This window comes from Brevibacillus reuszeri (assembly GCF_001187725.1).
GTDB lineage: Bacteria > Bacillota > Bacilli > Brevibacillales > Brevibacillaceae > Brevibacillus > Brevibacillus reuszeri.
Window position 1 is genome coordinate 474,868 of sequence record NZ_LGIQ01000009.1, and the last position, 23,117, is coordinate 497,984.

Consider the following 23,117-nt stretch of genomic DNA (forward strand, 5'->3'; position numbering starts at 1 on the left):
CCTACGCCCTCCGCTGCTTCGGATCGAGATAGTCTCGCAAACAGTCACCAAATAGATTGAAAGCAATGACGGTTATCATGATGGCAAAACCAGAAGCTAACGCTGCATTAACGGAAATCAGCATGTATTCGCGTCCCTCTGAGAGCATGTAGCCCCAATCTGCTGTAGGAGGCTGCACGCCAAGCCCAAGGAAGCTGAGTGCTGCCAGATCCAGAATCGCGTACGCCAAATCCAGCATCGCATTGACCAGAATGGTAGAATAACAGTTTGGCAGGATATGGCGAAAAATGATTCGTGTGTGGGAGTACCCAAGTGTCCGGGCAGCTTCTACATACGACTGCGACTTTTCCACCATCGCAACCGATCGGACGATTCTGGAAATCATCGGAATATATACGATTCCCAAAGAAATGATTGCGTTTTCAAATCCACGTCCGAACGTAGCGACGATAATAAATGCAAGCAATAGCGACGGGAAAGCTAGCATCACATCCCATACGCGGTTGATGATGCTGTCCACGCGGCCACCGAAATAACCGGAAACAAGCCCAAGCGGTACTCCAATGACGAGTGATATCAACACCACGAAAATGGCTCCTAGCAGCGTAGTTCGGGCACCATACAGAATTCGGCTGAAAATGTCTCGTCCCTGCTTATCCGTACCAAACCAGTGATCCGAAGAGGACTGCTGCATGGACAGGGCTAAATCCTGAGCGTCTGGGTCATGAGGAGAAAGCAGTGGTGCGAACAGGGCAATCAGTACAATGATAAGAATCAGGCCCCCAGAAATGATAGCTGTTTTGTTGCGAAAAAAAGGAGAAGCAAGCAATCCTTTTCTTTTTTTGATGGGGGCTCCTTTTTCCGTTTTGATATGAACCGGTGCGATAGCCATATGGACTCTCCTTCCTTACTGGTAACGAATCCGCGGGTCAATCACAGCATAGAGCAGGTCGACAAGCAGGTTCAAAAGCAGAAAAACGACGACCATAAAAAGAATGGTTCCCTGCACAACAGGATAATCGCTTGTTTGGACACCATTGATGATCAGACTACCAAGCCCACCAAGCCCAAATGTATACTCGACCAGCACCGTTCCTACCATTAAAAATCCGATTTGCAATCCGGTTACGGTCAATAGAGGAATCAGTGCGTTACGCATCCCGTGTTTGAGTATGATGATGGCACGCGGCAGTCCTTTTGCAATCGCCGTCTGCATATAGTTTGTGCTAAGTACATCAATCATGCCAGAGCGGGTGATCCGCATGATCAGAGCAATCATATTGACTGCCAGCGCAAACGAGGGGAGCAGCAGATGAGTCAGGTTGTCGACAAATCCTTTGCCTGCTCCGAAAGCTGGCAACCAGTTGAGTTGAAAGGAAAAAAGCAGTACAAGCAAAACCCCGGTGAAAAAGACGGGTGACGACATGCCAGCTAAGGCAAACAGCGAGGAGAGATAATCTACCCATGTCTGCTTCCGCATTGCTGCCAGTATTCCTAGCGGTACAGCCATCGCTAGGGTCAAGACGATGCTCATGAAAACGAGCTGCAAGGTCAATGGAAGACGTTCTCCTATCATAACGGAGACCGATTGCTTCATTTTGAAGCTTTCACCCAAATCACCCGTGAGAGTATTTTTCAACCAGATGGTATATTGCTCCCATACCGGCTTGTTCAAATGGTATTTTTCCCGGATATTTTCCAGCACTTCTGGCGTCGTTTGATGACCGCCTACCATGATCAATGCCGGATCGCCTGGAACGAGTCGTGACATGCCAAAGATAATGACCGAGACGACAAACAGGATCGGTATAAGCAGAAGAAGACGCCTAGCCACATAGTGAACCACTTTTATCTACCGCCTTTCTTAAATGGATTGGCGCAAACGAGGGCAGGTTGGAGCCCGCCCGCTACTCTGTAAAATAAACATCCTTCATAATCGCCTGCCAGAAAACCATCGGGGAGATTTCGTACCCAGCCACGTTTTTCGAAGTAATCATAAAATGCTTCTGATGACTGACGACAATCCAAGGCGCATCCCCCGCAATCAGTTTTTCCGCCTGTATCATCATTTCGCTTCGTTTTGTGTCATCGGTCAATCGTCCTTGTTCGATAAGCAGTTTGTCTACTTCCGGATTCTTGTAGTTGGCGAAGTTCGAACCGCCGTCAGCAGCATTGGCAGACAGGAACAACGGTTGCAGACTGCCTGATGGATCAGGAAAATCGGAGTTCCAGTTTTGAATCAACATATCGTAATCGCGTGCACCGCCCCATGAACGAGTATTGAGCTCTTCCCCTGTCACTTTCTCCACCTCCAGATTAATACCCAGTGGTTTGACGGCTGCCTGGAGGGCAAGAGCGATGTTCATCCGCAAACTGTCTCCATCGACGAGGATTTTTCCATTAAATCCGTTCGGCACGCTGGATTCAGCGAGGAGCTGTTTTGCTTTTTCCATGTCGTAGCTGTAATCAGGAATCTCATTATAAGCCGCTTCCCACTTCTCTTTTTCAAATAACCACAGAGCTGGCGGGACTGGCACCGATTTGCCTGCGACACCAGCATCTTTGATGATCTCTTTCACGATTTTCTGCTTGTCGAGTGCGAAGTTTATCGCTTGACGCACTTTTACGTCATCAAATGGCTTGCGCTGTGTGTTCATCGCTACAAAATCGCTGAGAAAGCTGTCCGAACGACTGATTTTTACACTATCCATTTTTTCTACCACTTCCTGTAGGTCAATCGGAAGCGTAATCGCCATATTGATTTGTCCTGTTTTTAAGCCTGTTACTCGTGTTATTGCTTCCGGTATCACCTTGTAGACAATTTTGTCCAGGTACGGACCGCCTGTCTTGTCCCAGTAGTTCGTATTCTTTTCCAGTACGATCTCCGAACCGGTTTGCCAACTCACGTATTTAAAAGGTCCTGTCCCCATTACTCCGCCATCCGGCTTGCCAAAATTGCTGGCATGTGCTTCATAATACGCTTTGCTGATGACGTGTCCGGCTGGGGTTGCCATAGCGTATCGCCAGTTGGAATCAGGTTCTTTCAACGTCACTTTTACAGTCGAATCATCTACTTTTTCGATCTTATCCACATTGCCATACATCCACCCAAGATAAGAGGCGGTTTTGGGATCACGCGTGCGTTCCATGGAAAAAATGACATCGTCCACGGTCATTGGCGTTCCGTCAGAGAAAGAGACCCCTTTTCGTATGTGGTATAGATACGTTTTGGGATCAGGATTCTCCCATTTCTCTGCAAGACTTGGAACGAGCTTTGAATTCTCATCAAACTTTAAAAGCCCTTCGGTAATCTGGTTGACGACTGTAGAGAAATCATACGTAAAGGCAGGGTCCAGTGAAACGATATCCTGATACAGAGCATACGTAAGCGTTCCCCCTGATTTTGGACCTGCCACTTTTGTCGTCCCCTGCTCTTGTTTTTCACTCCCTGCCCCCGTGCCAGGTGACGAGGATGGAGCGCTGGAACAGCCAGAGACAAAGACCGTAATGGCCAGGCTGACAGAACTTGCGACATGAAAGATTGTTTTTCTTTTCAAGTAGATTCCCCCGTTTTGGATTATTTTTTTATTAATTCAGAATTATAGGTCACATAGAACGAAATAGATGTGCTATTCTTGCATGCAACTTGTAATATTCGATCATCTTTAATTTCGCGCTAACAGCAAGCCTCTTGTCCAAATAAAAAAAAGGATGCTAGTTTGTGCCGAGACGAAAACTCGTACACTCTGATCATCTAATTGAATGAATGAAGATCTTACTGAGCCATTTCGCGGGAATAAGCCTTCTACTCAACATCGTTTTTGACATTAAAATTGTTCCCCGATCATCCTCCTATCAGAAAAAACGAGAAAACCCCCATGCCGCACTAAAGTAGTGCACGACATGGGGGTTCTCCCGTAGCATGGAGGCGTTCAAGATCATCTTTTGGTTGCCTCTCGTTTGAACTTACGGCATGGTTTTTTCTAAAGGATATGAGTTAGGATGACACGGTGAAGCCGGCTAGTTCGGTTATGTACCCGAATCGAATAGACTTTTTCAACACTCTTATCATCATAGGAATAATGGGTATAGACCATAGCTGGTTTGTTTGTTTAGAAATAGTCATTGTATAATTCTTGCTGCTGCTCTTCGGCAATGTTCTGTAAGTCGTATGCGTTAATTCGAAACAACTGATAATCGCCCATTTCCGCTTTTTTTGCGGCTAGCTTACTTAAAAATTTTGGGGAGCCTTCGTTTTCTTCATCGTAGACTAACAAGATACCGTCTGAATTGGCTAGCAAGAATTTGTCTTTCTCTCCAAGCTGCCAAGCTCCTTGGTAAGATGATTGATAGACACTGTTAATATAGTCGGCTTGCATCACAATATTACGGTAGTAATCCTGGGTCTCTTCTTTCCACTTTTCCTCTTGATTCAAAAACGGAGTAATTACCGCCAGTTTTAGATAGGGATACTCCTTTTTTAATTCCAGAACAGTTTCGGCTGCCCACATTTCTACCCCGAGTTGACCTGATATGATGACCCATTCCAATTCTTCCTCAAGGAATCTTAGGAGGTCGCGCTTCAGTGCTTTCTTAATAATTGCTAAACCTGGATTTTTTTCATTGAATATGCCAAGCTCGTGAGCTTTGTATCCTGATACAAATAACCGTTTTAACATGATGCCACCTCTAGTTTAAAAGAAGCTCAAGCAGAAAACAGATTTCCTTCTCTCGCTGTCACTTCAGAAAGTATTACATCTCCTATTTTTCTTATATTATCACATCGAAGCAGCATATCCCGTTCCAGCTACTTTGCTTGAAACAAAAAAAGGCAAACCATAGTGGTTTACCAATCGTTACTTCATTCAGATGCCTGCTTTTGTCTATTTGAAGCTATCGTTAGCGGCCTAATCACCGTTATCAAAATAAGAGGTATCTAAAATCCTCGCATAAATATAAGGATTCAAATTAGGACTTTGTACATGGATTTTGATTTTTTCTAGACCCTCTACATGAAAGATAAGCTGCTTTTCATTGTCTTCTGGACTAACGCTGTGCTTTTCCAGGATAGTGCTTGCTGTATTTCCAGCAATATCAACCGCATTATAAAGAGAAAATTCCACTTCATGCTCTCCTGGACTGATGACGGCGGCATTTAATACCAGTCGCTTGTATTTTCGGTTAAGGGTAATATTCACATCTCCATATTGGTCGATCTTGAGTACCTGCTTGAATTGTTTCCCGTTCACCAGTGTTTCCGCGGGATCTTTTGACAGAATGGCATAAATGTTATCAATCTCCATCGGCATGGCAAAAATCGGTGTTTTTTCTGCAGGTTTGCCGCCAATGTAAATTTTTTGACTGGTTGCATCATAATCGATCGGTATTTTTAACGCTTCTGCCAAAGCACGGGCCGGCAAATAATTGCTTCCTTTATAATAAATCGCTGCAATCGGTTTTCCCGCTTGGTCTTTTGGCTGCCAAAGTTCGCCGTTCAATACAAATGATACACCCCGATTAAAAAAAGCATTGATCGGCTCCATATTGACTGCCGCATAAGCGGATGCAAAAGAACAAGCAAGGATCGTGCCAACAAATAAGAGAATCTTCACTGCCTTCATTTTCATAAAATTCATCTTCATTGAAAATCACCCTTTCGTAACGTATTGTACAATTGTTGGTAGCTGCATTTATCCTGCTCGACTGTCTCCATTATGCGTGATTTCTAATAGCTCCCTTCCTTCAGATCGATTTTAAAGAAGACAGCGCTTCAAAAGCGTTTCAAAATCTCACTTACCCAATGATTTGTCAGTTAACGGAATCATTATGGTTTCGCTGCTTCTTTCATCACTTTCAACATGTTGACAATAGCGGTTACCGACTCGGCGCGTGTCGACGGTTCGTTAGGCGCAAACCTGTTATTGGTAATGTAGCTGGTGATGCCGTACAGTCTGGCTGCAGCGGCTTTGCTTCGCGCATATTTGGGAATATCCACGTCATCCTGATAGTCAGTCGCAGCATCATCTGCAACCGGTAAGTTGGCTGCCCGTACAACCATTGTGATCATCTCGGCATGGCTAATTGTTTTGTTTGGCCGAAATGTATTGTCGGGATAGCCATTAATAATGTCGAGTTCTGTGCACAGCGCAATCTCCCTAGCTGCCCACGAACCGATCGTCTGCTTGTCTTTAAAGGTTAGCACAGCACCTTCACTGGAAGGCTTCAGTGCGTTCACCAGTAGGACGGCAAATTCAGCGCGGGTGACGTTGCCATCCGGCCGGAACGTGCCATCAGGGTACCCTTTCGTGAGGTGAAGTTCTACAGCTCGAATAATATTCGCTTTTGCCCAATGTTCAGTTATGTCGGAAAAAGTTGGTTCTTGGACTGTAACCGTAGCCATTACGCTTTGGTCCAAGAACGTTGCGGTAAGATTCGATTGACCTGAGTGTAAGGCGGATATCACGCCAGCCGAGTTCACGGTAGCTACCTCTGGCTTGGAAGATTGGTATTTGGCCTGATTCGTGACATGCAAGATGCTTTTGTCCGAATAAGTTGCTGTCACTTTGATTTGATGGTTGCTGCTCGTGGTCAGCGTGTACGCCTCAGAATCCAGACCGATACTTGTCAAAAATTTGCTTACAACCAATTCGGGAACCTGACGCGGAACGTTCGTAGATCCTTCAGCAGGCTCTGGCGGTGGCGTTTTGTATCCGAGTCGGTAAGAACCATTATCCCCCCAGGTCCATACGGTTCCATCGTTTCTTATGACCATCGAATGATTCTTCCCTGTTCCTACGGCGGTGAAAACCCCATTCAGATCTAGCTTCGTTGCAAGTGGGCGACTAGTAAAATTACCGTTTCCGAGTTGGCCAAATTCGTTATTCCCCCACCCCCATACCGTTCCATCGCTTAATAGGGCAAGCGTATGGCCAGATCCTGCAGAAATGGAGACGGCACTGTTGAGCGCTCTATTTGGATTCATGTTATAGAGTACTTGTTGAGGGTCGAAAAAAGCCGTTTGCTGTCCACTTGTTCCGTTGCCGAGTGAACCAAAGTAGTTCAATCCCCAGTTCCATACTGTTCCGTTGCTTCCCAAGACACAAGTAAAATATTCACCCTGTGCAATAGAGACAATACCGTTCACTTTAGGCACTTGTTTGGGAGTGGGGTTATTTTTTTTACCTGTGTCGTAGCCAAGCTGACCAAAAAAGTTGGCCCCCCAAGTCCACACTGTTCCATCGCGTTTCAAGGCAGAGCTATTTAAGTATTGTGCTGAAATGGCGACGACACCGCTCAGGTTGGATACTTGTACAGGGACGGAACTACCGTTACTGATTACGCCGTTTCCCAGTTGGCCATAGTAGTTGTATCCCCACGTCCATACGGTTCCGTCGCTTTTCAGGGCTATAGTATGCAAGGCACCCGCTGAAATAGCGACGACATCGCTTAGGTTTTGCACTTGTACAGGGACGGTACTACCTTTGTCAAACGTTCCGATTCCGAGTTGTCCATTTTCATTATGTCCCCAAGTCCACACCGTTCCGTCGCTTTTCAGGGCAACGGTATGGCCAGTTTTGAGAAAACTCCTTCCTCCCGCCGCTGCAATGGCGACGACATCGCTTAAGTTGCTTACTTGCATGGGGACAGAACTACCGTTGTCAAATGTTCCGATTCCGAGTTGCCCATAACCATTGTCTCCCCATGCCCAAACTGTTCCGTCGCTCTTCAAGGCAACGGTATGTCCATCTCCTCCGATTACAGTGGGAACAGTTGTAGGTCGCATAATTGGTTCAAAATCATTTGGCTGTTGGATTACTTTTGGATTGATTTCAATTGGAATTGGTTTGATTTTGATCGGATCAGCTGCAAACGTTCGTTCAAGCTTTATATCGGGAGCATCATGAGCTGCTGCAAGAATAGGGAAAAATATAGTTAACGACATTACTGCCAATAAGAAGAGCATCCCTATTTTCCGCTTACCGGTTGACATGCGGATCAAATCCCGTCAAGAGTGTCGCTCTTTGTTTGTCCATAGAAAAACTCCCTCCTTCAGATCGATTCTAAAGAAGGGAGCGCTTCAAAAGCGTTTCTGTCTGGTCGGTTTACATGCACATCGATTTCCGCCAGGATATGCAGAGAAATTCCTTTATTTCGCACAGCTTCAGCTGCAAGCTTTGGCATCGGACGAGCTACGGGAGCATGGGATGAACCGTTCATTTCCTTGCAACGATTGAAATATACTTCTTTACCTGACCTGCGGTATAGCTCTTCGTTAAACTGGAGCGCGGTAATCCGATGCACGGGCGATTCGGGACTCATCTTCCACATTGCAAATCGAATGGCAGCCTGGTCTTGTTGATCGGGATATTGTTCCAGCATCTGTTCCAGCTGGTCCAAAGCTACGGCAGGGGGTATCGATCCTAAAGCTGTCTTCAAAAAGATTAGGTGCACAAGAAGATTGACCTGCATGTCTCTACGTTTCAGCCGGTTGGCGATAAGCAGTGCTTCTTCAGCAATTGTGACAGCGTTTTCGAATTGATTCTGACGCTCACTCAGCAAGCTCATGAAATAGAGCCCGTCGCATTCAAAGAAAGAAATATGATGCTGCTTTGACAGCCCTATAGAGCGCCCGATCATAAGACTTGCCTCCTCATAGCGATGTTGCGCCATAAGATTGCAGCCCTCAATCCCGAGCACGACGGCTGCAATATGAAAATCCTTGATCAAGACCGCTTCTTCCAGACAGAACGCGATGCATTGCTCTGCTTGCACGCGTGATCCGAGCAAATGAAAATACTTGCCCAACATGCCGATGGCCATAGCGAAGCTCATCCGTGCGCCGATCGATTTACTGATCTCCATTTTTTCGATAATACAGTCGTAAGCCAAATCCATATCATCGGTTTCAAAATAAACCAGTGCCAATCCTCCCATCGCTTCTGCGACGAAATACTCATCCCGGATCTTTGTGGCGAGCTTGATCTGTCTCTTGAACCAATGAATGGCTTTGTCATATTCACATTGGTCATAATACAAGAATCCTATGAAACCAAAAAAACGGCAGTCATCCTTGGTTTGTTTATCAACATCTGGAAACCTCATTCTCTCCAACAAATAATGCAGTGCTTTATTGTAATCTGCTCTAAAGTAATACAAACTGCCGAGCGTTCCATAAACGAGACTCAGACCAGCATGATCCTCCATCAGATTAAAGTGGTAAAGCGCTCGTTCCAAATGAAATCTCGCTTCTTCATGCTTTCCCTGAAGACGCAAGCAATTGCCCAGCGCAACATCGCAGAAGGACCGCTCTTTGATCGTAACGGAGTATCCGAAACGTTCAAGCCAATGTTGATAGGTTATTTCCGCTTCTTTCCAATTTCCCACGATGATCAAGGCTTCGCCGAGTTTCATCAGGATGGGAAAAGTTTGCTCTAGCGGTAGCAGACTGCATAGTTTCTTGTAATATTTGATCCGTGTTTCATTGGCGTATACTTTCTCCGCTGCCGAAGCAGCCATTTCGTAATAGACAGTGGCCTTTTTTTCCACGCCCGCAAGCTCGTAATGGAAGGCGATTTCCGCAGCAAAGGCTTCCGGCTGCGCGTGATGAAAAACAGCCAGACTATGTGCAATATGCTCGTGACACTGTCGACGCCTACTCTCATTGTTCAGCCTGTACGCGTTTTCCCTGATGATGTCATGGGTAAATTCGTACTTTCCGTCTCCTGCCTCCTGCAAAACTTTCACTTGCACCAACCGCTCTATTCGTTCGAGAGCCGCTTCCTCTTCTGTATTCGTCACCACTGCCATAAACGCTGCCAATATGGGTCTGCCAACAGCGGCAATGACCGAAACAAGCCAGCGTTGATCTGGTGAAAGCTTTCGCACCCTGCTTTCAAAAACGGATTTCACCAAAGGAGAAAGACGAAACCCGCTTTTGCTACCGCCCATTTGCCACTCACGCAATGTTTCCACGATAAACAGCGGATTGCCTCCTGTTTCCGCGTGTATGCCTGCCGCATGGCGGTTAGCCAGATCATCCCCGATGGCCACAGTCATTAGACGTTTTGTTTCTCCTTCGCTGAGCGGCGCAAGTTCGATCTCGGTAAGCTTTCGTTCGAGCCGAAGGTTGGAAACAACATGTTCCACGGTCTCGACCGGATACTCCTCCGTTCTCATCGTTGCGATAACGAGCAGTTTAGCTTTGGAATTACTACGAAAAATATAAGAGAGCAACCGCAGTGTCTCTGTGTCACTCCATTGAATATCGTCAAGGATCAGTAATATCGGTTGCCTGGCCAACACCATTCGTTCGATCGCTTCGTACCATTGGTTGAGTTGCCAATTTTCCTGAATGGGATTCGGCTTCGGCAATTCAGGGTATTGTTCCAACAGCTCCGGCAGTAAACGGGCTAATTCCGATAGCCGAACCGGACTGAGCTGAGGCAAAGGAAGGCTTCTGAGCCATACAGTGACCGGAGTGTAGGACAAGGCGCTCACTGACGGATAACAGCCGGCCAACGCTGTTTGATCCCCCTGGGTCTCTACCCACGCTTTAAACTCCAAAGCTAGTCTGGTTTTGCCGATTCCCGCCTCACCCTTCAATAGCAACAGGGTATTTTTTCCTTGCATTGCCTGCTTCCAAGCGCTCAGCATGATTCCCCACTCGACGGTTCGGCCGATCAGCTTTGCAGGGCTGTGGTCACTAGTCGAATGTTCGCCAACATTTTGCGTGAGCTTTTCCAAAAGCCGTGTTGTTTCCTCCGCTGGCTCGATCCCCAATTCGTCTTGTAGTGCGCGTTGCAAATGGCGGAAAATTCGGATAACATTAGGCGTGTCATTATTCAAGGAATGAAGCCGCATCAGTGTGCGGTACGTTTCCTCGCTTAATTTATCATGGACCAGCAGTTTATTCGCGAAAAGTATAGCTGTTGCGTACTCCTGTTGACTTTCCAAAATCGAAATGAGCTTGTTGAGCACATTCAAATACGTTTGCGCCAGCAGCTCCCGCTTTGTACTAAGCCAATCCTCATAATACCCCGGAAGAAGCTCTCCCCTGTAAAGTTCTTCTGCTTTTCGCAGATCAGAGATGGTTTTTCCTTTGGCTGCCTGATCAAACTCGCGAACATCAGAATAGAAGGTCGATTCACTATTCCAGCGAATAGATACTGGCGTGATTATAAGATGCCGATCTATTTGCGGATGAGATTTCCTCAGATCGTGAAGGAGTTTGCGCAAATTTGAAAGAGCTTGTTTCTCGGTGGAATCGGGCCAGAAGTCAAATGCTATTTGCTTCCTGCTTTGCGACATGTCAAAAGCCAGAACCAAGTACACCAATAGCTTGACCTTTCCACCGGAAATGGCCGCCGTGAACTCTTCGTCGTCAAAGGTGATTTTCAAACTGCCTAACAGTTGAAAGCTGCAGCCTGCCAAACCGTCCTCCCCCCATCGCAAATCTGGTCGTAATCCATTTTATTCGCTTTCTACAGCTAAATCCCTATTAGAAAGATGTTATTGCTTAAGGATTGTTCCACATTTCTCCATCGTACTGATCCCAACACCGCTCACCAATGTCAACCGAAGGGCGAGAATTTTCGTTATTAACTCCGCACGAGTACCTACCAAGTTCATTGAAGACTTGTAAAATGATGAACATGCGATTGAAAAAAGGAGGGCAACTGTGCCTCTCCTTTTCCACGCGAATAGGGAATTTCGGCCAAAAGCACAGCCTTTTCTCACTCTTCTATCATGAAGGCAGGAATAACAGTCGTCCACCCCGTTGTCCAATGCTTGCTCCATATGTTCTCCGTCTTCTGGAAGTCGTCTCTGATTTTATCAATGAAGACTTTGCCATCCTGGCTCCGATATCCGAACAAATAGACGTTTCCGTTCCAATAAAAGGGAGAGATTCTTGACCATCCGGTGGTCCATCTTCCATTTCCAACTGGCGTCGTGCCGGAAAGATTGTCATTCACACGATCGATGAAATAGTCGCCGTCGCGGCTTCTGTAACCAAATACGTATACTTCTCCATCCGCTCCATAGAACAGGGTCACGATTGACCACCCCTTCGTCCAATGCTTGCCAGAACATTTGGATTCAAAACCGGACATGTCCGATTTGATCTGGTCAATGAAATATTTTCCATCTGAGTAGCGATATCCGAACAGGAATACATCGCTCCCTTTTTTGAAAGGCTGAACGCTCGACCAGCCTTTAGTCCAGCTTCCATCGTGGATTGGAGTCGTACCAACCATATCATCGTTTATCTGATCGATAAAATAGTCACCGTTGCGCTCCCTGTAGCCGAACACATACTGCTTATCCTTGTACGGGAATGGCTGCAAAATCGACCAATTCGAGGTCCATTGGTGCTTCCACAAGCTTCTCGTTCCGTCATAGTCGAAGGTGTACTGATCGATAAACACTTCACCGCTGTGGGCCTTGTACCCAAGCAAATAATGGGCCCCGCGGTGCGTAAAGGGTTCCACAAGGGACCAGTTTTTTGTCCAGTGATGACGCCATAGGGGCGCTGTGCCTGTATTCATCTCTTCATGGACGCAGTCGAGTGCTACCGTACCTTCCCGCTCTTTATACTGAAACACGTAGACGCCTTTTTCCACAGGGTTTCGACCGCTAGAGGGAATCTTCCATTCGCCGAAGCGCTCGTGATACTCCCGGGATTCGATGATCTCTGTCACAGTGACCGCCCAATTCCCACTCTGCGTGATGTACGGCCACCTGACATAATCATACTCACGTGGCATCCTTCCCAAAAAAGCGTTCATGATTTTATTCACCATGTCCCGGTCGTCAAGGCCTTCGATTGTCTTTCGAAAGAGGTCGTTCATTCCGATAAAACGTACGATATCTTTCACCGTAAACCCTTGTGCAAATTGAATGTGGAAAAATTCCAGCTCTTTCGCTGTCGCTTCGCGGTTCAAGAGTTGCTGGAAAATTCTCTTGATCAGCCCATGAGTTTCAACCAGCCACCCTTTTCTATGGAGGGCTAGGCGAATCCCCTCTGCATATTTTTTCGCTCCGGCCACATGCGGATGACCGATGGAAGCTAATTTAGTTTTTGCAAGTCCGTGTCCAATAGTCTTACCCCATTTCTTGGCATCCTCCAGTCGCTTCTCCCAAACCGGATCGACCGGTTGAATACCTGACAACGACCACAGGGAGGATTTGGGAGCAAAGACAGCATCTGTGTCGGTATATCTGCACGAAGCCACGGTGACCCGATCGGGAAATATGTTGGCGATTTTTTGCATTTCCGCGTTCATTCGGTCTTTAAACAGTCTGGTATTCTCGCTCATTGCTTTCAGCAGGTTGCCCTGATCTTCTTTTCCTGCTCCAAATGCGATGGTATCCTTTGCTTTCAGGTTTTCAAAGGAGCCCATTTCCTTCAGTTTGGTATAAAGCTCGCGAAGATAAAGCTCTTCCATTTCTTCCGGGGATAAATCAGGTATACCTTCGTCTGGCAAAAACGAACTGGTCTGACTGCTGGCGGCAATTTCCGGTATCGAGGAAGATGTACTCGGGTTCGAAAAGATCCAGTCCAGAAAGCCCAATAGCATGGACGATGTATGCTGTGAGATGATTTGATAATAATCGGTTATGACGATTTTGGCATTTGGGTATTTCGCGAGGGCAGTCTTGATCATTTCGTGGGCATTTTTGCCCGCTTCCGCCGTTTTATCCATGATCCACTGGGATGAAGTAAAAGGACGGCAAATTGTGACTGGTCCCAAATCATTAATCCCACCGTCGAGTAAAATGAGATCTACCATTTCCGGAGATACGTGGTGCCAATACGGCAGCCTGACCGCTGCGCTTTTGACCTGTTGATGGATAGTCGGATAGCCGAAATTGACTTCCCCTGGCGGTATCGGCTTCCAGAGATTTGTCAAATCCTCAGATGCAACGGCAAACTGCTTGTCCCTGAACGAATCATTGCTGTCCGATGGCTCAATCGTGGCTCCTGAGTGTGCAAAGACAAACAGTTCGACCGGACGCTCCGTTACCACCTGGAGCCATTGCTTGGTCAAGTAGGTAAACTTGTCGCGATTGTAGAGCCCTTGTCCCCACACAATCGAATCCCCAAATGCGACCACGTTCAATGGAGCACCTTTCGTCTCGATTGCTTCTACGACAAATTGTTCGTTAGTCCCAGCACTTAAGGCTTCCGCGCCCAGTCTGTTTTTTTGATTCGAATGGACGGTCAGATACTTCCCCTTTTCCGTTTTCAGCGAAACGATGTCCCCACTCGTGATTGAGCCACCATTTGGACTCCCCCTTTCGATGACAAAGGTCTGCTCGCTGCTGCCCCAATGACTGAGCTGCACACTGCTACCGCCTCCGTTCAGCGGGTGGAGATAATAGCTGTTGCCGGTACGGATGACGACTTTCGAGCCGTGGACAAGATCGGTTCCATCGAGGCTGAGCAGCGTATACTCTTCCATGGGATCGAACCCCAGGCCATTCGCTTGAAGTACAGTGCTAGTGCGGTCGTATTCAAAGATGCCTTGCAGGTACTTCCCTGTTTGCACGGATTTCAGACGAGCTTTCAATTCAAAACCACCTTTTTCTACCATATTTTCTTGAATTACACTTCACACTTTACCTGATAAACAGTGAAATGAATGCTAACTTTCGTTAATCGAATTTAGTCGTTGGTAAAAACGAGTTGGTGGTTAATATTCCTTCGTACCAAAAGTAGGCATTTGCTTCTGATCAAGGATTCTTAGCAAGAGCCGAACCATTTTCAGTCAAACTAGCAACGAATTAATCCCGATTGGCGTGTCCAGCGTCCCCGTAAATCTCTCCACTTTCTACTATTTTAAGGTCTATTTCAGCAAACCTATGAGTAGATCAAGAAGCATTTTTTTAGAAATGAGCCTATAGGAAAGAAAAAGCAGCGTACAAAACCCGTACGCTGCTTTTAACTGGTTTTCATCATTTACATCGAATTCAGGGCATGTAAGAGATATTCCTTTCGATTTAACGGATTATGGTCGTACCGTGTACATACTGGCACTTCACCATGGAGAGGCTGATAGCCATGAAATTCTGATAGAAATACACCTTCACCTTGGGTCCAACCTGGAAGCTGGATTTCGAATGGATGAATGTTCTTAATTGGGATCATGCCAAGTATCGTGAATACCTGGTCATTCTGGATCGGATTCTGATAGGTTGCAGAGGCTTGAGTTAGTTTAAATAAAACTTTACTTAGCGAATCAATAGGAATCTCTAATTCGAACCGATGAATGGGTTCATAAATTTGGGTGGTTGCTTCAGTTAGTGCCCTCATTAACACTAGAGGCGTTAACTTCCGAAAATCGCCAGCCGTACTCACCGGACTTGCATAGGCGGTATCAGTAAGGGTCACGATTAGATCGCGAACCTCCCAGCCGTGTAGTCCTTGCTTAAGCGTTTCATAGACGGTTTCTTCAATCGCCTTATGAAACGCTAAAGGCAGGGAGCCTAGCTCTACTTCTAGATGATATTCAATGCCGGTTGCTCGAGGGTTCGGATCAATTCGAAAGCCTACGGTGGCGTAAAATGGATTTCCACTCTCACCCATTCGTTCAACTGCTGTCCCTGTAAAGATAGCCTTTTCAATATAAATAGGCTGCGTCCCTAGAAATTCAATATCGATATGAGCTTCTTTTTTCAGTTGATCTTGAATCACTTCTTTTTGAATTTCACCATAAAGCTGAATGGATAGCTCTCTTTGAAGAGGATGCTGCTTAATCTGTATAAATGGATCTTGTTCAGCTAATCTTTTTAATGCTCGGTATAAATGAATCGTTTCTTTTTCGTTACATGCTTTGATCGTTGTTACTAAACTAGGCGGGGAGAAAAGAGCTTCAGTCGTTTCAGTGGAAGCCATACCGATGTCATCACCAACCTGACAATCGGTTAACCCCATAATCTTTACGATATCTCCACTTACAGCCCTTGTTCCATTTGTTGTTTTTCCAGAGGAGAAGTGCTGCAATCCCGTCACTTTATTGGTAAATCCCATTCGTTCCCCTGCTTGGTTAGTCCGATAATAGGCAAGACTCTCCCGTATCTTGATTTCACCAGTGAAAACTCGAGCGTAAGCGATCTTCTCGTCGTTCTTTCCACGTTCGATTTTGAAAATTTTCCCCCTTACAACAGAAGTATCTTCGGAATGAACAGAAGGCAGCCAGTTTTGTATGGCTGTAATCAAATAGGTGATGCCCTCACCGGTAATTGCAGAACCAAATAGCACCGGATAAAGCTGTGCTCGCTTAAACTGTTCGAGAAACTCCCATTCAAAGTCGGCAGGGGTTAAGTCTTTCTCGTTGTAAAGATATTTTTCAAGAAAATGTTCATTAAGATCGCCTAAACGATTTGCCAGCGCCTCCATAAAATCCTGATTGTTTTCCGTGAACATTTCTGTTTGGGCAGTTGATGTACCGATATTAGCAACCACGCTCATTGCGAGAGCATGAGGTGTCAATTTATCGTGGATTTCAGTAAGTAACGATTCGTATCTAGCACCCACCCGATCAATTTTATTGACAAAAAAGATTGTGGGGATTCCCATTTTAGCAAGTGTCTTCATCAAAACTCGTGTCTGAGGCTGGACACCTTCGACAGATGAAATGACAAGGATGACTCCATCTAGTACTCGTAAAGCCCGTTCAACCTCAGAGATGAATTCGGGATGACCTGGTGTATCAATCAAATTCACTTTCACATGATCAAGCGTAAAGGAAACGACAGCAGATTGAATGGTTATTCCTCGTTGTCGTTCCATCTCCATAGAATCTGTTTGCGTATTTCCTTTATCAACACTTCCGATTTCAGAGATGATGCCAGTTTCAAATAGTATTCTTTCAGTTAAACTCGTCTTTCCAGCGTCTACATGCGCAAGAATCCCTATATTTATTTTTTTCAATGGTTATCGTCCTTTTTATCGTCATATTATTCTCCTTTTTTATGGTCATAGTATTTTTCCGCATACTATTCACGCTCCTTATTTGAAATACTCTTATTATACTTGTTTTTTAAATTTCTTGATAATAATTCCAATCTCCCTCTATCAGAAAAAAGAGAAAACCCGCATATCGCACTAACAGTAGTGCATGACATGCGGGTTTTCCCGTATAGCTGCTCGATATTTGTTACAGACATTTCATCTAGCAATAAAAGGAAACCATAAATAGAAAGGAAGCGGAAGTTTAAGACCATAAAGCCCTAGACTTCCACTGTTGTTGTTCCACTAGCGATACTTGTTAATAAAATACCTGCTCAATCCCAGTGCTTTTCCATGGCGTCTTCACATTGAGAAAAGCCATTTTTTGAATAAAACTCTACGCTGTCGCTACTTGGCCAAAGTATAAGGAACTCGACTTCATTCTCTTGTGACCATTTTTGCATAGCACTATGAATTTTTGATCCGATACCTTGGTTTCTAAAAGCAGGGCGAGTATACACATTGGTAACGTAGCCGTAATAGGGATCTGGGGATTTCCCTGGTCTTGGAACTTTATGTATGAATTGCAGATACATTTGCGAGACTAGACTTCCAGCAACTTCCCCCACCCAAATATACCAATCTCCGCTTTTTATCGCTTTTACCAAGAACTCACTACAAACCGGGTAAAATTCCTCAAATGTGACTGTATCATTCGGATATTCCTCTTCAGAGAAGTCCCAACGCATTTGAACAAGTTGCGGTACATCCTCAAACGTGGCCAAACGAATAAGTGTCATGCATTCACCCCTTGGCTTGTAAGTATCATCGGTATTATTTTATCATGCCTTTGCTTGGCCACCTCACCAGTCTAGAAATTTAGTTTCCAGTCTAATACTTTATGATTTCTGTACAATGATCAGTATCACGAGGACCCCCGATTACCCTACAATCTGGTTTTTGGTTTCCACACCGTTGCCGGGTCTATAGCTTGAACTGCTTCACGAGTAAAAGCATTTCTTCGGCTATCCGGCTCATCGAGTCCGCAGATGCCGAGATTTCTTCCATGGCTGCGAGCTGTCCGGCCGTGGCGCTTGAAATCGTCTGTGCCAGATCGTTGGACCGAACCGCCATGTGATCGATCTCCTTCAAGGAAGCATTGAACTCCTGGGAGCTTGAGGATATTTGTTCAGCCGCAGCAGAGGTCTCCTGTACGTGATACACGGCGCTACGTGTTGCGAGCATAATTCGGTGGAACGCCTCCCCCGAGTGCCGAATGGAATCAACGCCAGCCTGCACCTCCTGCTCCCCTTGATCCATAGCAATAGCGGCTTTATTTATATCGGCGAGAATAACCTGAATCAGCTCAGTGACCTCCATTGCGGAAGCCCTAGAGCGCTCCGCCAGCTTTCTGATCTCATCCGCAACAACTGCAAATCCTTTGCCCTCCTCACCCGCTCGTGCAGCCTCGATCGCTGCATTTAGCGCCAGCAGATTCGTTTGCGACGAAATGGTCGTCATCGCATGAATGATCTCGCCAATCTGATGCGACCGCTTGTTCAGCTGATTGACGATCAGTGAGAGGTCGCCCACCGTTGTGGATACGGCAAGCATTTGCTCCGCTGACTGTGCGATCAGCCCGTTTCCATGTTCGGCATATTTTAAGGTAGTCTGTGAAGCCTCAAAGGCTGTCGATGAAGTGGATGCGATGCGCTGTGCGCTGGCTGATAGCTCCTCCATGGCATAGGCGCTCTCCTGCAAGCTTCTTTTTTGCGTTTCATTGCTCAAAGCCACTTCTTGTGCAGATACAGAAATTTGATCTGTGGTCGCTGTCGCCTCTCTGAAGGTGACGGACATGTCGCGGGAGGCCGATGACAGAGCATCAGCATGGGACAACAGCCCCTGCGTCAGCTCTCTTAACCTGCTGTGCATGGTCTGGAAGGAGGCATACAGGTCGCCAATTTCATCCCGGCTATGTATGGCAATCGCTTTTTGTGACAAGTCGCCCGCGGCAACCAGTTTAGCTTGCTGTGTCAACTGAACAAGCGGCCTCGTAAGACGCATCGCGAGCAGAATCACGATAATCCCGCCGATTGCAATACAACCAAGTAGCGTATATATAGTGCCCTGCACAATGCGTTGCTGTCCCGCATTATAATCCTTAATATAGGAGCCGGCTACAATCGTCCATCCCCAGCTTGGGTCCCTTAGCGAATAGGCAATTTTCATAGCGTCAGCTTTCGAGTCTGGCAGCGGCCACCAGTATACGGTAACTCCGCCACCTGGCTGCTGACCCTTCTGGAGCATATCCCGGATATGATAAAAGCCGTCACTTGTCTGCATGTCCCAAAATTTCTCCCCCTCCTGTGTCGGATGGGCAACCAGGTCACCCTGGTCGTTTAGAACAAAAAAATACCCATGCACGCCAATGTCTATATTTGTATTGATTGTCCGAGTACCGTCTGGCTGCTTTGGCCCGAGAAGCAGCTGCTTCATTTTCTCCTGTGCCTCTTCTTTATGTAATCCGCCTTTTTTGACGGCGTCCTCGAACGAAACGATCAGCTCCGCAGCCATATGAACCGTGTTTCGGAGATTGGTCTCCGTCTGCAAGTCGCTTTCGCGAGCTGAGACCCAGATGCTCATGCTTCCTACCAGCAATGCCGGAATGATCAGGATTGCTAATGAGATGACCAGCAATTTATTACTGATGGTGGACCGCCATCGACGATGATTTGGTTTCATGATTATCCTCCCGTATAGCTCCTTATAGATCCTGGCTCAAATGCAGCATATCGTGAACCCGGATAAATCAGATGATCAAAAACAGCAGTCCAAAGCACCCTTTGAACTGCTGTCATCGATCAGAATCGAAAGATCATTTCAATGCCTTCAGCATGGCGGAAACAAAGCCGATATGTTCGGCCGCATGTAGTACAGTGGAGACGATCAGCTCGCCATACGTCTCGGCCTTCAAAAAGTTTTCTTTCACTGGTATGTCCAGCTTGCCCTCCAGCAGTTCCCGGATCTCGTTCGGCTGCTTCCTTAATTGTTCAATCAGAACATCCCATGCAGGCAGTTCGCCCTGCCAGTCTTCGGGCTTCGTTCCGTAGGCGAAAAAGTACTGGTAGCTCGCAGGAAGCCTCTTATTCGGTGCGAATTCCGAAAGGTCGAATACATGGAACTCTGTTACAGCAAGCACATGACCAATGTGCCAATGAATACTGTTCTTGAAGCCTTCTGGCACAAGATTACGCTTGTCCTCTGGGCATTGCGCAACCAGCTCTACCAATTGATTGTGACGATTCTTCAAAATGTCGAAAATAAAATCTGTTCTCAAGTTTCTTACCTCCCCAAAATGGTTAACGTCAGATGTGGTTATCTCACATCTGTCTAGGATTACTGTTCTTTGAATTGTGTGGCATAAAGGCTGTAACCTTTTGCGTCAGGTCCATGCTTCGGAATGAACTTCTTTTCAGTAAGAGTACATTTCCGTAATCATAGTGACAGCTTCTTTAGCGATTATTAATGTATCGCAATTGAGAACATTGTAAACATTAAGTGAATCAGCTACGGTGGTTTCTACACCAGGTATGTTATTGGCGCTTTTAACAACAAAGTTATTTATAAAAGGTGTAACAATTAACACCTTTTTCTCTGCGCAAAGAGCATCAAGCATAGCTACGATAGACTTTGTCTTGTAATTTTCTAACTTGATCTCGTCGACAACTAAGATTTCTTTGTTCTGTAGTTTACTTGATAATGCTGATTTTATAGCAAGCTGCTTAACCTTCTTATTGAGTTTGTAGCTGTAGTCGCGAGGTTTAGGAGCAAACACAACACCTCCGCCACGCCAATGTGGCATCCGAATTGAACCTGCTCTAGATTTATCAATTTTATTCTGCTTATACGGTTTTCTACCACCGCCTCTAACTTCGCCACGTGTTAATGCAGATTGTGTTCCACTGCGTTTATTTGCCAGATAGTTTATTACTGCATCATGCATAACCGATTCATTGGGAATAATACCGAAAATGGATTCTTCAAGTTCCATCTCACCAACATTAATTCCTTCCATATTAAAAATAGTAACTTTCAACATTTTCTTTCCTCCTGATCGTAAACTTTCACTAGATCGGTACCCACATCCACATTAAGAGCTTCCCTGTATTAGAAAACTCGTTGATTAACGTTCTTTGTATATTTACAATTGCATCCATTCTAATAACCTCCGTTTGACCTGCTGCATTTTAGAAGAACCTATAGTTATAAAGCTAACCGATAGAAATCACATAAACCATATACAAAACGGTTCTGTAATGTTTGGTATAACACTCCTATCTCTTTTTCTTTCTTCATCAGTGGGACATGAAAAAAGATGATCCTGTGTGAGTACAGAGATCATCTTCTGACAGCGTAGTGTTTTTAATTGGACCAAAATTAGGATCACGGTTCAGCGCTTTTTATTTGTTATAAATTATTTTTCTGATAGCATAAACAGAAAGGTGGTAGGATTCGGCAAGTTCTTGAATCGAATTTCCAGAAGCATATGCCTGAATGATTTCCTTATTTCGCTTATTAATCTCTTCACGAAAACCGGATTGTTCTCCCCAATTTTTATGTTTATCTTTAATGGCGGGAATGTAGATGTATTCAGCTTGTACATAATCTTGCAATTTTACAACCAAATCTTTTGGGAGAATTTCATTAGCGTTGATATATCTCATGTAGACTCACTCCTTGAATAATTGAAAGATCTCAAGTAGCAAAGCCAGCATGATTGGTGATGATGTTATTCCATGCAAATCTCACCAAATATCTGTCTTTGCATGGAATTGAACATGCGTGATTGTAATATTGTTATGAGACAAAATTCATTCTCCTTTATTGAAATGGTTTCTTTTTTTACTTTTACAAGTCGTAAGGAAATAGTAACTCTTACTTTACTTTTACTTGTTGTGTCCGTATAGCTGACCGCATGCTGCATCAATGTCCGTTCCGAATTGAGTGCGCACAGTGACTTTGATTCCCTTTGACTTTAGAATACTGACAAACTTTTGAACCCGATCTTTGTCTGATTGATGAAAGCTTTCAGGCGTTACGTCGGTTGAATTGTAAGGAATCAAATTGACATGATATAAATGCTCCCCAGGTCCCCTTCCCCTTAGCAGCTCGGCAACTGCTTGTGCATGCTCCGCTGAGTCGTTAACTCCTCGAAGAAGAATATAGGCAATATATACCTTTCTCCCTGTTTGCCGGATGTGACGATCCAATTCCACGAGTACGTCGCGGACCGGGAAGCGGTCGTTAATCGGCATCAGCTCGCTTCGTTGATCGTCAAACGGCGAATGCAGCGAGAAGGTTAGATTGACTTGTGGAAACTCCCGTGTCAGCTTGTCGATGCCTGGCAACAGACCGATAGTGGAAATGGTGATTCGTCGGTGTCCTAAACCAAAAAGATACGGATCGGTCAAAATCGTCATTGCATCAAAAATATGTGGGTTGGCGAGCGCCTCCCCCATGCCCATGAATGAGATGCTGTCCAAAGCGTGGCCGTTCAAGCGAAAGTACAACAATTGATCGGTAATTTCGTCGGCGGTTAGATTTCGTTTCAGTCCAATGGTACCAGTGGCGCAAAACTTGCATTTGAATCCGCAGCCGCATTGCGTGGAAATACAATACGATTTCCATCCCCGCTCATAAGTAAGTCGTACGGCCTCCACTCGTTCGTCACCCTCAATGGCAAATAGCACCTTGCTAACCTGTTTCGACGAGACTTCCTTTACTGGTACGATGCTGCAGACGTCCGGACCAAGTATCCGGGTCAATTCTTCACGCAAAAATTTGGGCAGTATCTTCATTCGTCCGTATTCGCTGATGTTTTGCTTGAAAATTGCATCCATAATCTGAGCATAACGATACTCGGGTTGCTTTAAATCAGACAATATTCGCCGAATCGTATTATATTTAGAGGTTAGTTTCATGTCTTCTCCTTACTGCCGGAGAAACCGTAAAAAGCAACCGTCAATTGGCGCTATCACACATAATGAAACAACTATACAGAAAAAGCGCATACGTTTGCAGACAAGTTGCTACGTGCACCTGTCGATAGATTGGTAAACCTCCGGCAACCGATTTGTTTTTTTGTGAACCGCTTCACGTAACTGGA

At 45.6% G+C, this 23,117-nt stretch carries 15 protein-coding genes; all 15 read right to left on the reverse strand.

The window, feature by feature from the left end:
* Nucleotide 1: 1 nt before the first annotated feature.
* Nucleotides 2-892, reverse strand: coding sequence for an ABC transporter permease (locus ADS79_RS16790; protein WP_049739567.1), 891 nt, complete (start codon nt 890-892; stop codon nt 2-4).
* Nucleotides 893-907: 15 nt separating this feature from the next.
* Nucleotides 908-1,834, reverse strand: a complete 927-nt coding sequence (locus ADS79_RS16795) for an ABC transporter permease (RefSeq protein WP_236700010.1) — start codon at nt 1,832-1,834, stop codon at nt 908-910.
* A gap of 73 nt (nt 1,835-1,907) precedes the next feature.
* Nucleotides 1,908-3,557, reverse strand: coding sequence for an ABC transporter substrate-binding protein (locus ADS79_RS16800; protein WP_049739569.1), 1,650 nt, complete (start codon nt 3,555-3,557; stop codon nt 1,908-1,910).
* 555 nt (nt 3,558-4,112) lie between these two features.
* The gene (locus ADS79_RS16805; RefSeq protein ID WP_049739570.1) at nt 4,113-4,679 is read right to left on the reverse strand and encodes an SLOG family protein; all 567 of its coding nucleotides are present in this window, start codon (nt 4,677-4,679) and stop codon (nt 4,113-4,115) included.
* Between the two features lie 228 nt (nt 4,680-4,907).
* A complete protein-coding gene (locus ADS79_RS16810) occupies nt 4,908-5,642 on the reverse strand; it encodes a hypothetical protein (protein ID WP_049739571.1) in 735 nt (244 codons plus the stop codon).
* 182 nt (nt 5,643-5,824) lie between these two features.
* Entirely contained in the window at nt 5,825-7,990 is a 2,166-nt protein-coding gene (locus ADS79_RS16815; RefSeq protein WP_084765954.1) for an RCC1 domain-containing protein, read from the reverse strand.
* Between the two features lie 59 nt (nt 7,991-8,049).
* Complete coding sequence (locus ADS79_RS16820) at nt 8,050-11,430, reverse strand: ATP-binding protein (protein WP_049739573.1); 3,381 nt, start codon at nt 11,428-11,430, stop codon at nt 8,050-8,052.
* Between the two features lie 302 nt (nt 11,431-11,732).
* Nucleotides 11,733-14,570 carry a phycobilisome rod-core linker polypeptide gene (locus tag ADS79_RS16825; protein ID WP_049739574.1) on the reverse strand — a complete coding sequence of 946 codons (2,838 nt, stop codon included), beginning with the start codon at nt 14,568-14,570 and terminating at the stop codon, nt 11,733-11,735.
* Between the two features lie 389 nt (nt 14,571-14,959).
* Nucleotides 14,960-16,933: an elongation factor G gene (locus ADS79_RS16830; RefSeq protein ID WP_201783411.1), complete on the reverse strand. Its 1,974-nt coding sequence runs from the start codon at nt 16,931-16,933 to the stop codon at nt 14,960-14,962.
* 353 nt (nt 16,934-17,286) lie between these two features.
* Nucleotides 17,287-17,751, reverse strand: a complete 465-nt coding sequence (locus ADS79_RS16835; protein ID WP_049739575.1) for a GNAT family N-acetyltransferase — start codon at nt 17,749-17,751, stop codon at nt 17,287-17,289.
* Nucleotides 17,752-17,935: 184 nt separating this feature from the next.
* The gene (locus ADS79_RS16840; RefSeq protein WP_049739576.1) at nt 17,936-19,693 is read right to left on the reverse strand and encodes a methyl-accepting chemotaxis protein; all 1,758 of its coding nucleotides are present in this window, start codon (nt 19,691-19,693) and stop codon (nt 17,936-17,938) included.
* A 133-nt stretch (nt 19,694-19,826) separates the two neighbouring features.
* The gene (locus tag ADS79_RS16845) at nt 19,827-20,288 is read right to left on the reverse strand and encodes a DinB family protein (protein WP_049739577.1); all 462 of its coding nucleotides are present in this window, start codon (nt 20,286-20,288) and stop codon (nt 19,827-19,829) included.
* A 135-nt stretch (nt 20,289-20,423) separates the two neighbouring features.
* Entirely contained in the window at nt 20,424-21,050 is a 627-nt protein-coding gene (gene rplD, locus ADS79_RS16850) for a 50S ribosomal protein L4 (protein ID WP_049739578.1), read from the reverse strand.
* 361 nt (nt 21,051-21,411) lie between these two features.
* A complete protein-coding gene (locus ADS79_RS16855) occupies nt 21,412-21,675 on the reverse strand; it encodes a CD3324 family protein (protein ID WP_049739579.1) in 264 nt (87 codons plus the stop codon).
* A 222-nt stretch (nt 21,676-21,897) separates the two neighbouring features.
* Nucleotides 21,898-22,932, reverse strand: a complete 1,035-nt coding sequence (locus ADS79_RS16860; RefSeq protein ID WP_049739580.1) for a Cfr family 23S rRNA (adenine(2503)-C(8))-methyltransferase — start codon at nt 22,930-22,932, stop codon at nt 21,898-21,900.
* Nucleotides 22,933-23,117 lie beyond the last annotated feature (185 nt).

What these genes read in the sequence shown, in the direction of transcription:
- ADS79_RS16790 (WP_049739567.1), bottom strand. Translation starts at nt 892, where the DNA reads ATGGCTATCGCACCGGTTCATATCAAAACGGAAAAAGGAGCCCCCATC.
- ADS79_RS16805 (WP_049739570.1), bottom strand. Translation starts at nt 4,679, where the DNA reads ATGTTAAAACGGTTATTTGTATCAGGATACAAAGCTCACGAGCTTGGC.
- ADS79_RS16810 (WP_049739571.1), bottom strand. Translation starts at nt 5,642, where the DNA reads ATGAAGATGAATTTTATGAAAATGAAGGCAGTGAAGATTCTCTTATTT.
- ADS79_RS16815 (WP_084765954.1), bottom strand. Translation starts at nt 7,990, where the DNA reads ATGTCAACCGGTAAGCGGAAAATAGGGATGCTCTTCTTATTGGCAGTA.
- ADS79_RS16835 (WP_049739575.1), bottom strand. Translation starts at nt 17,751, where the DNA reads ATGACACTTATTCGTTTGGCCACGTTTGAGGATGTACCGCAACTTGTT.
- ADS79_RS16840 (WP_049739576.1), bottom strand. Translation starts at nt 19,693, where the DNA reads ATGAAACCAAATCATCGTCGATGGCGGTCCACCATCAGTAATAAATTG.
- rplD (WP_049739578.1), bottom strand. Translation starts at nt 21,050, where the DNA reads ATGTTGAAAGTTACTATTTTTAATATGGAAGGAATTAATGTTGGTGAG.
- ADS79_RS16855 (WP_049739579.1), bottom strand. Translation starts at nt 21,675, where the DNA reads ATGAGATATATCAACGCTAATGAAATTCTCCCAAAAGATTTGGTTGTA.
- ADS79_RS16860 (WP_049739580.1), bottom strand. Translation starts at nt 22,932, where the DNA reads ATGAAACTAACCTCTAAATATAATACGATTCGGCGAATATTGTCTGAT.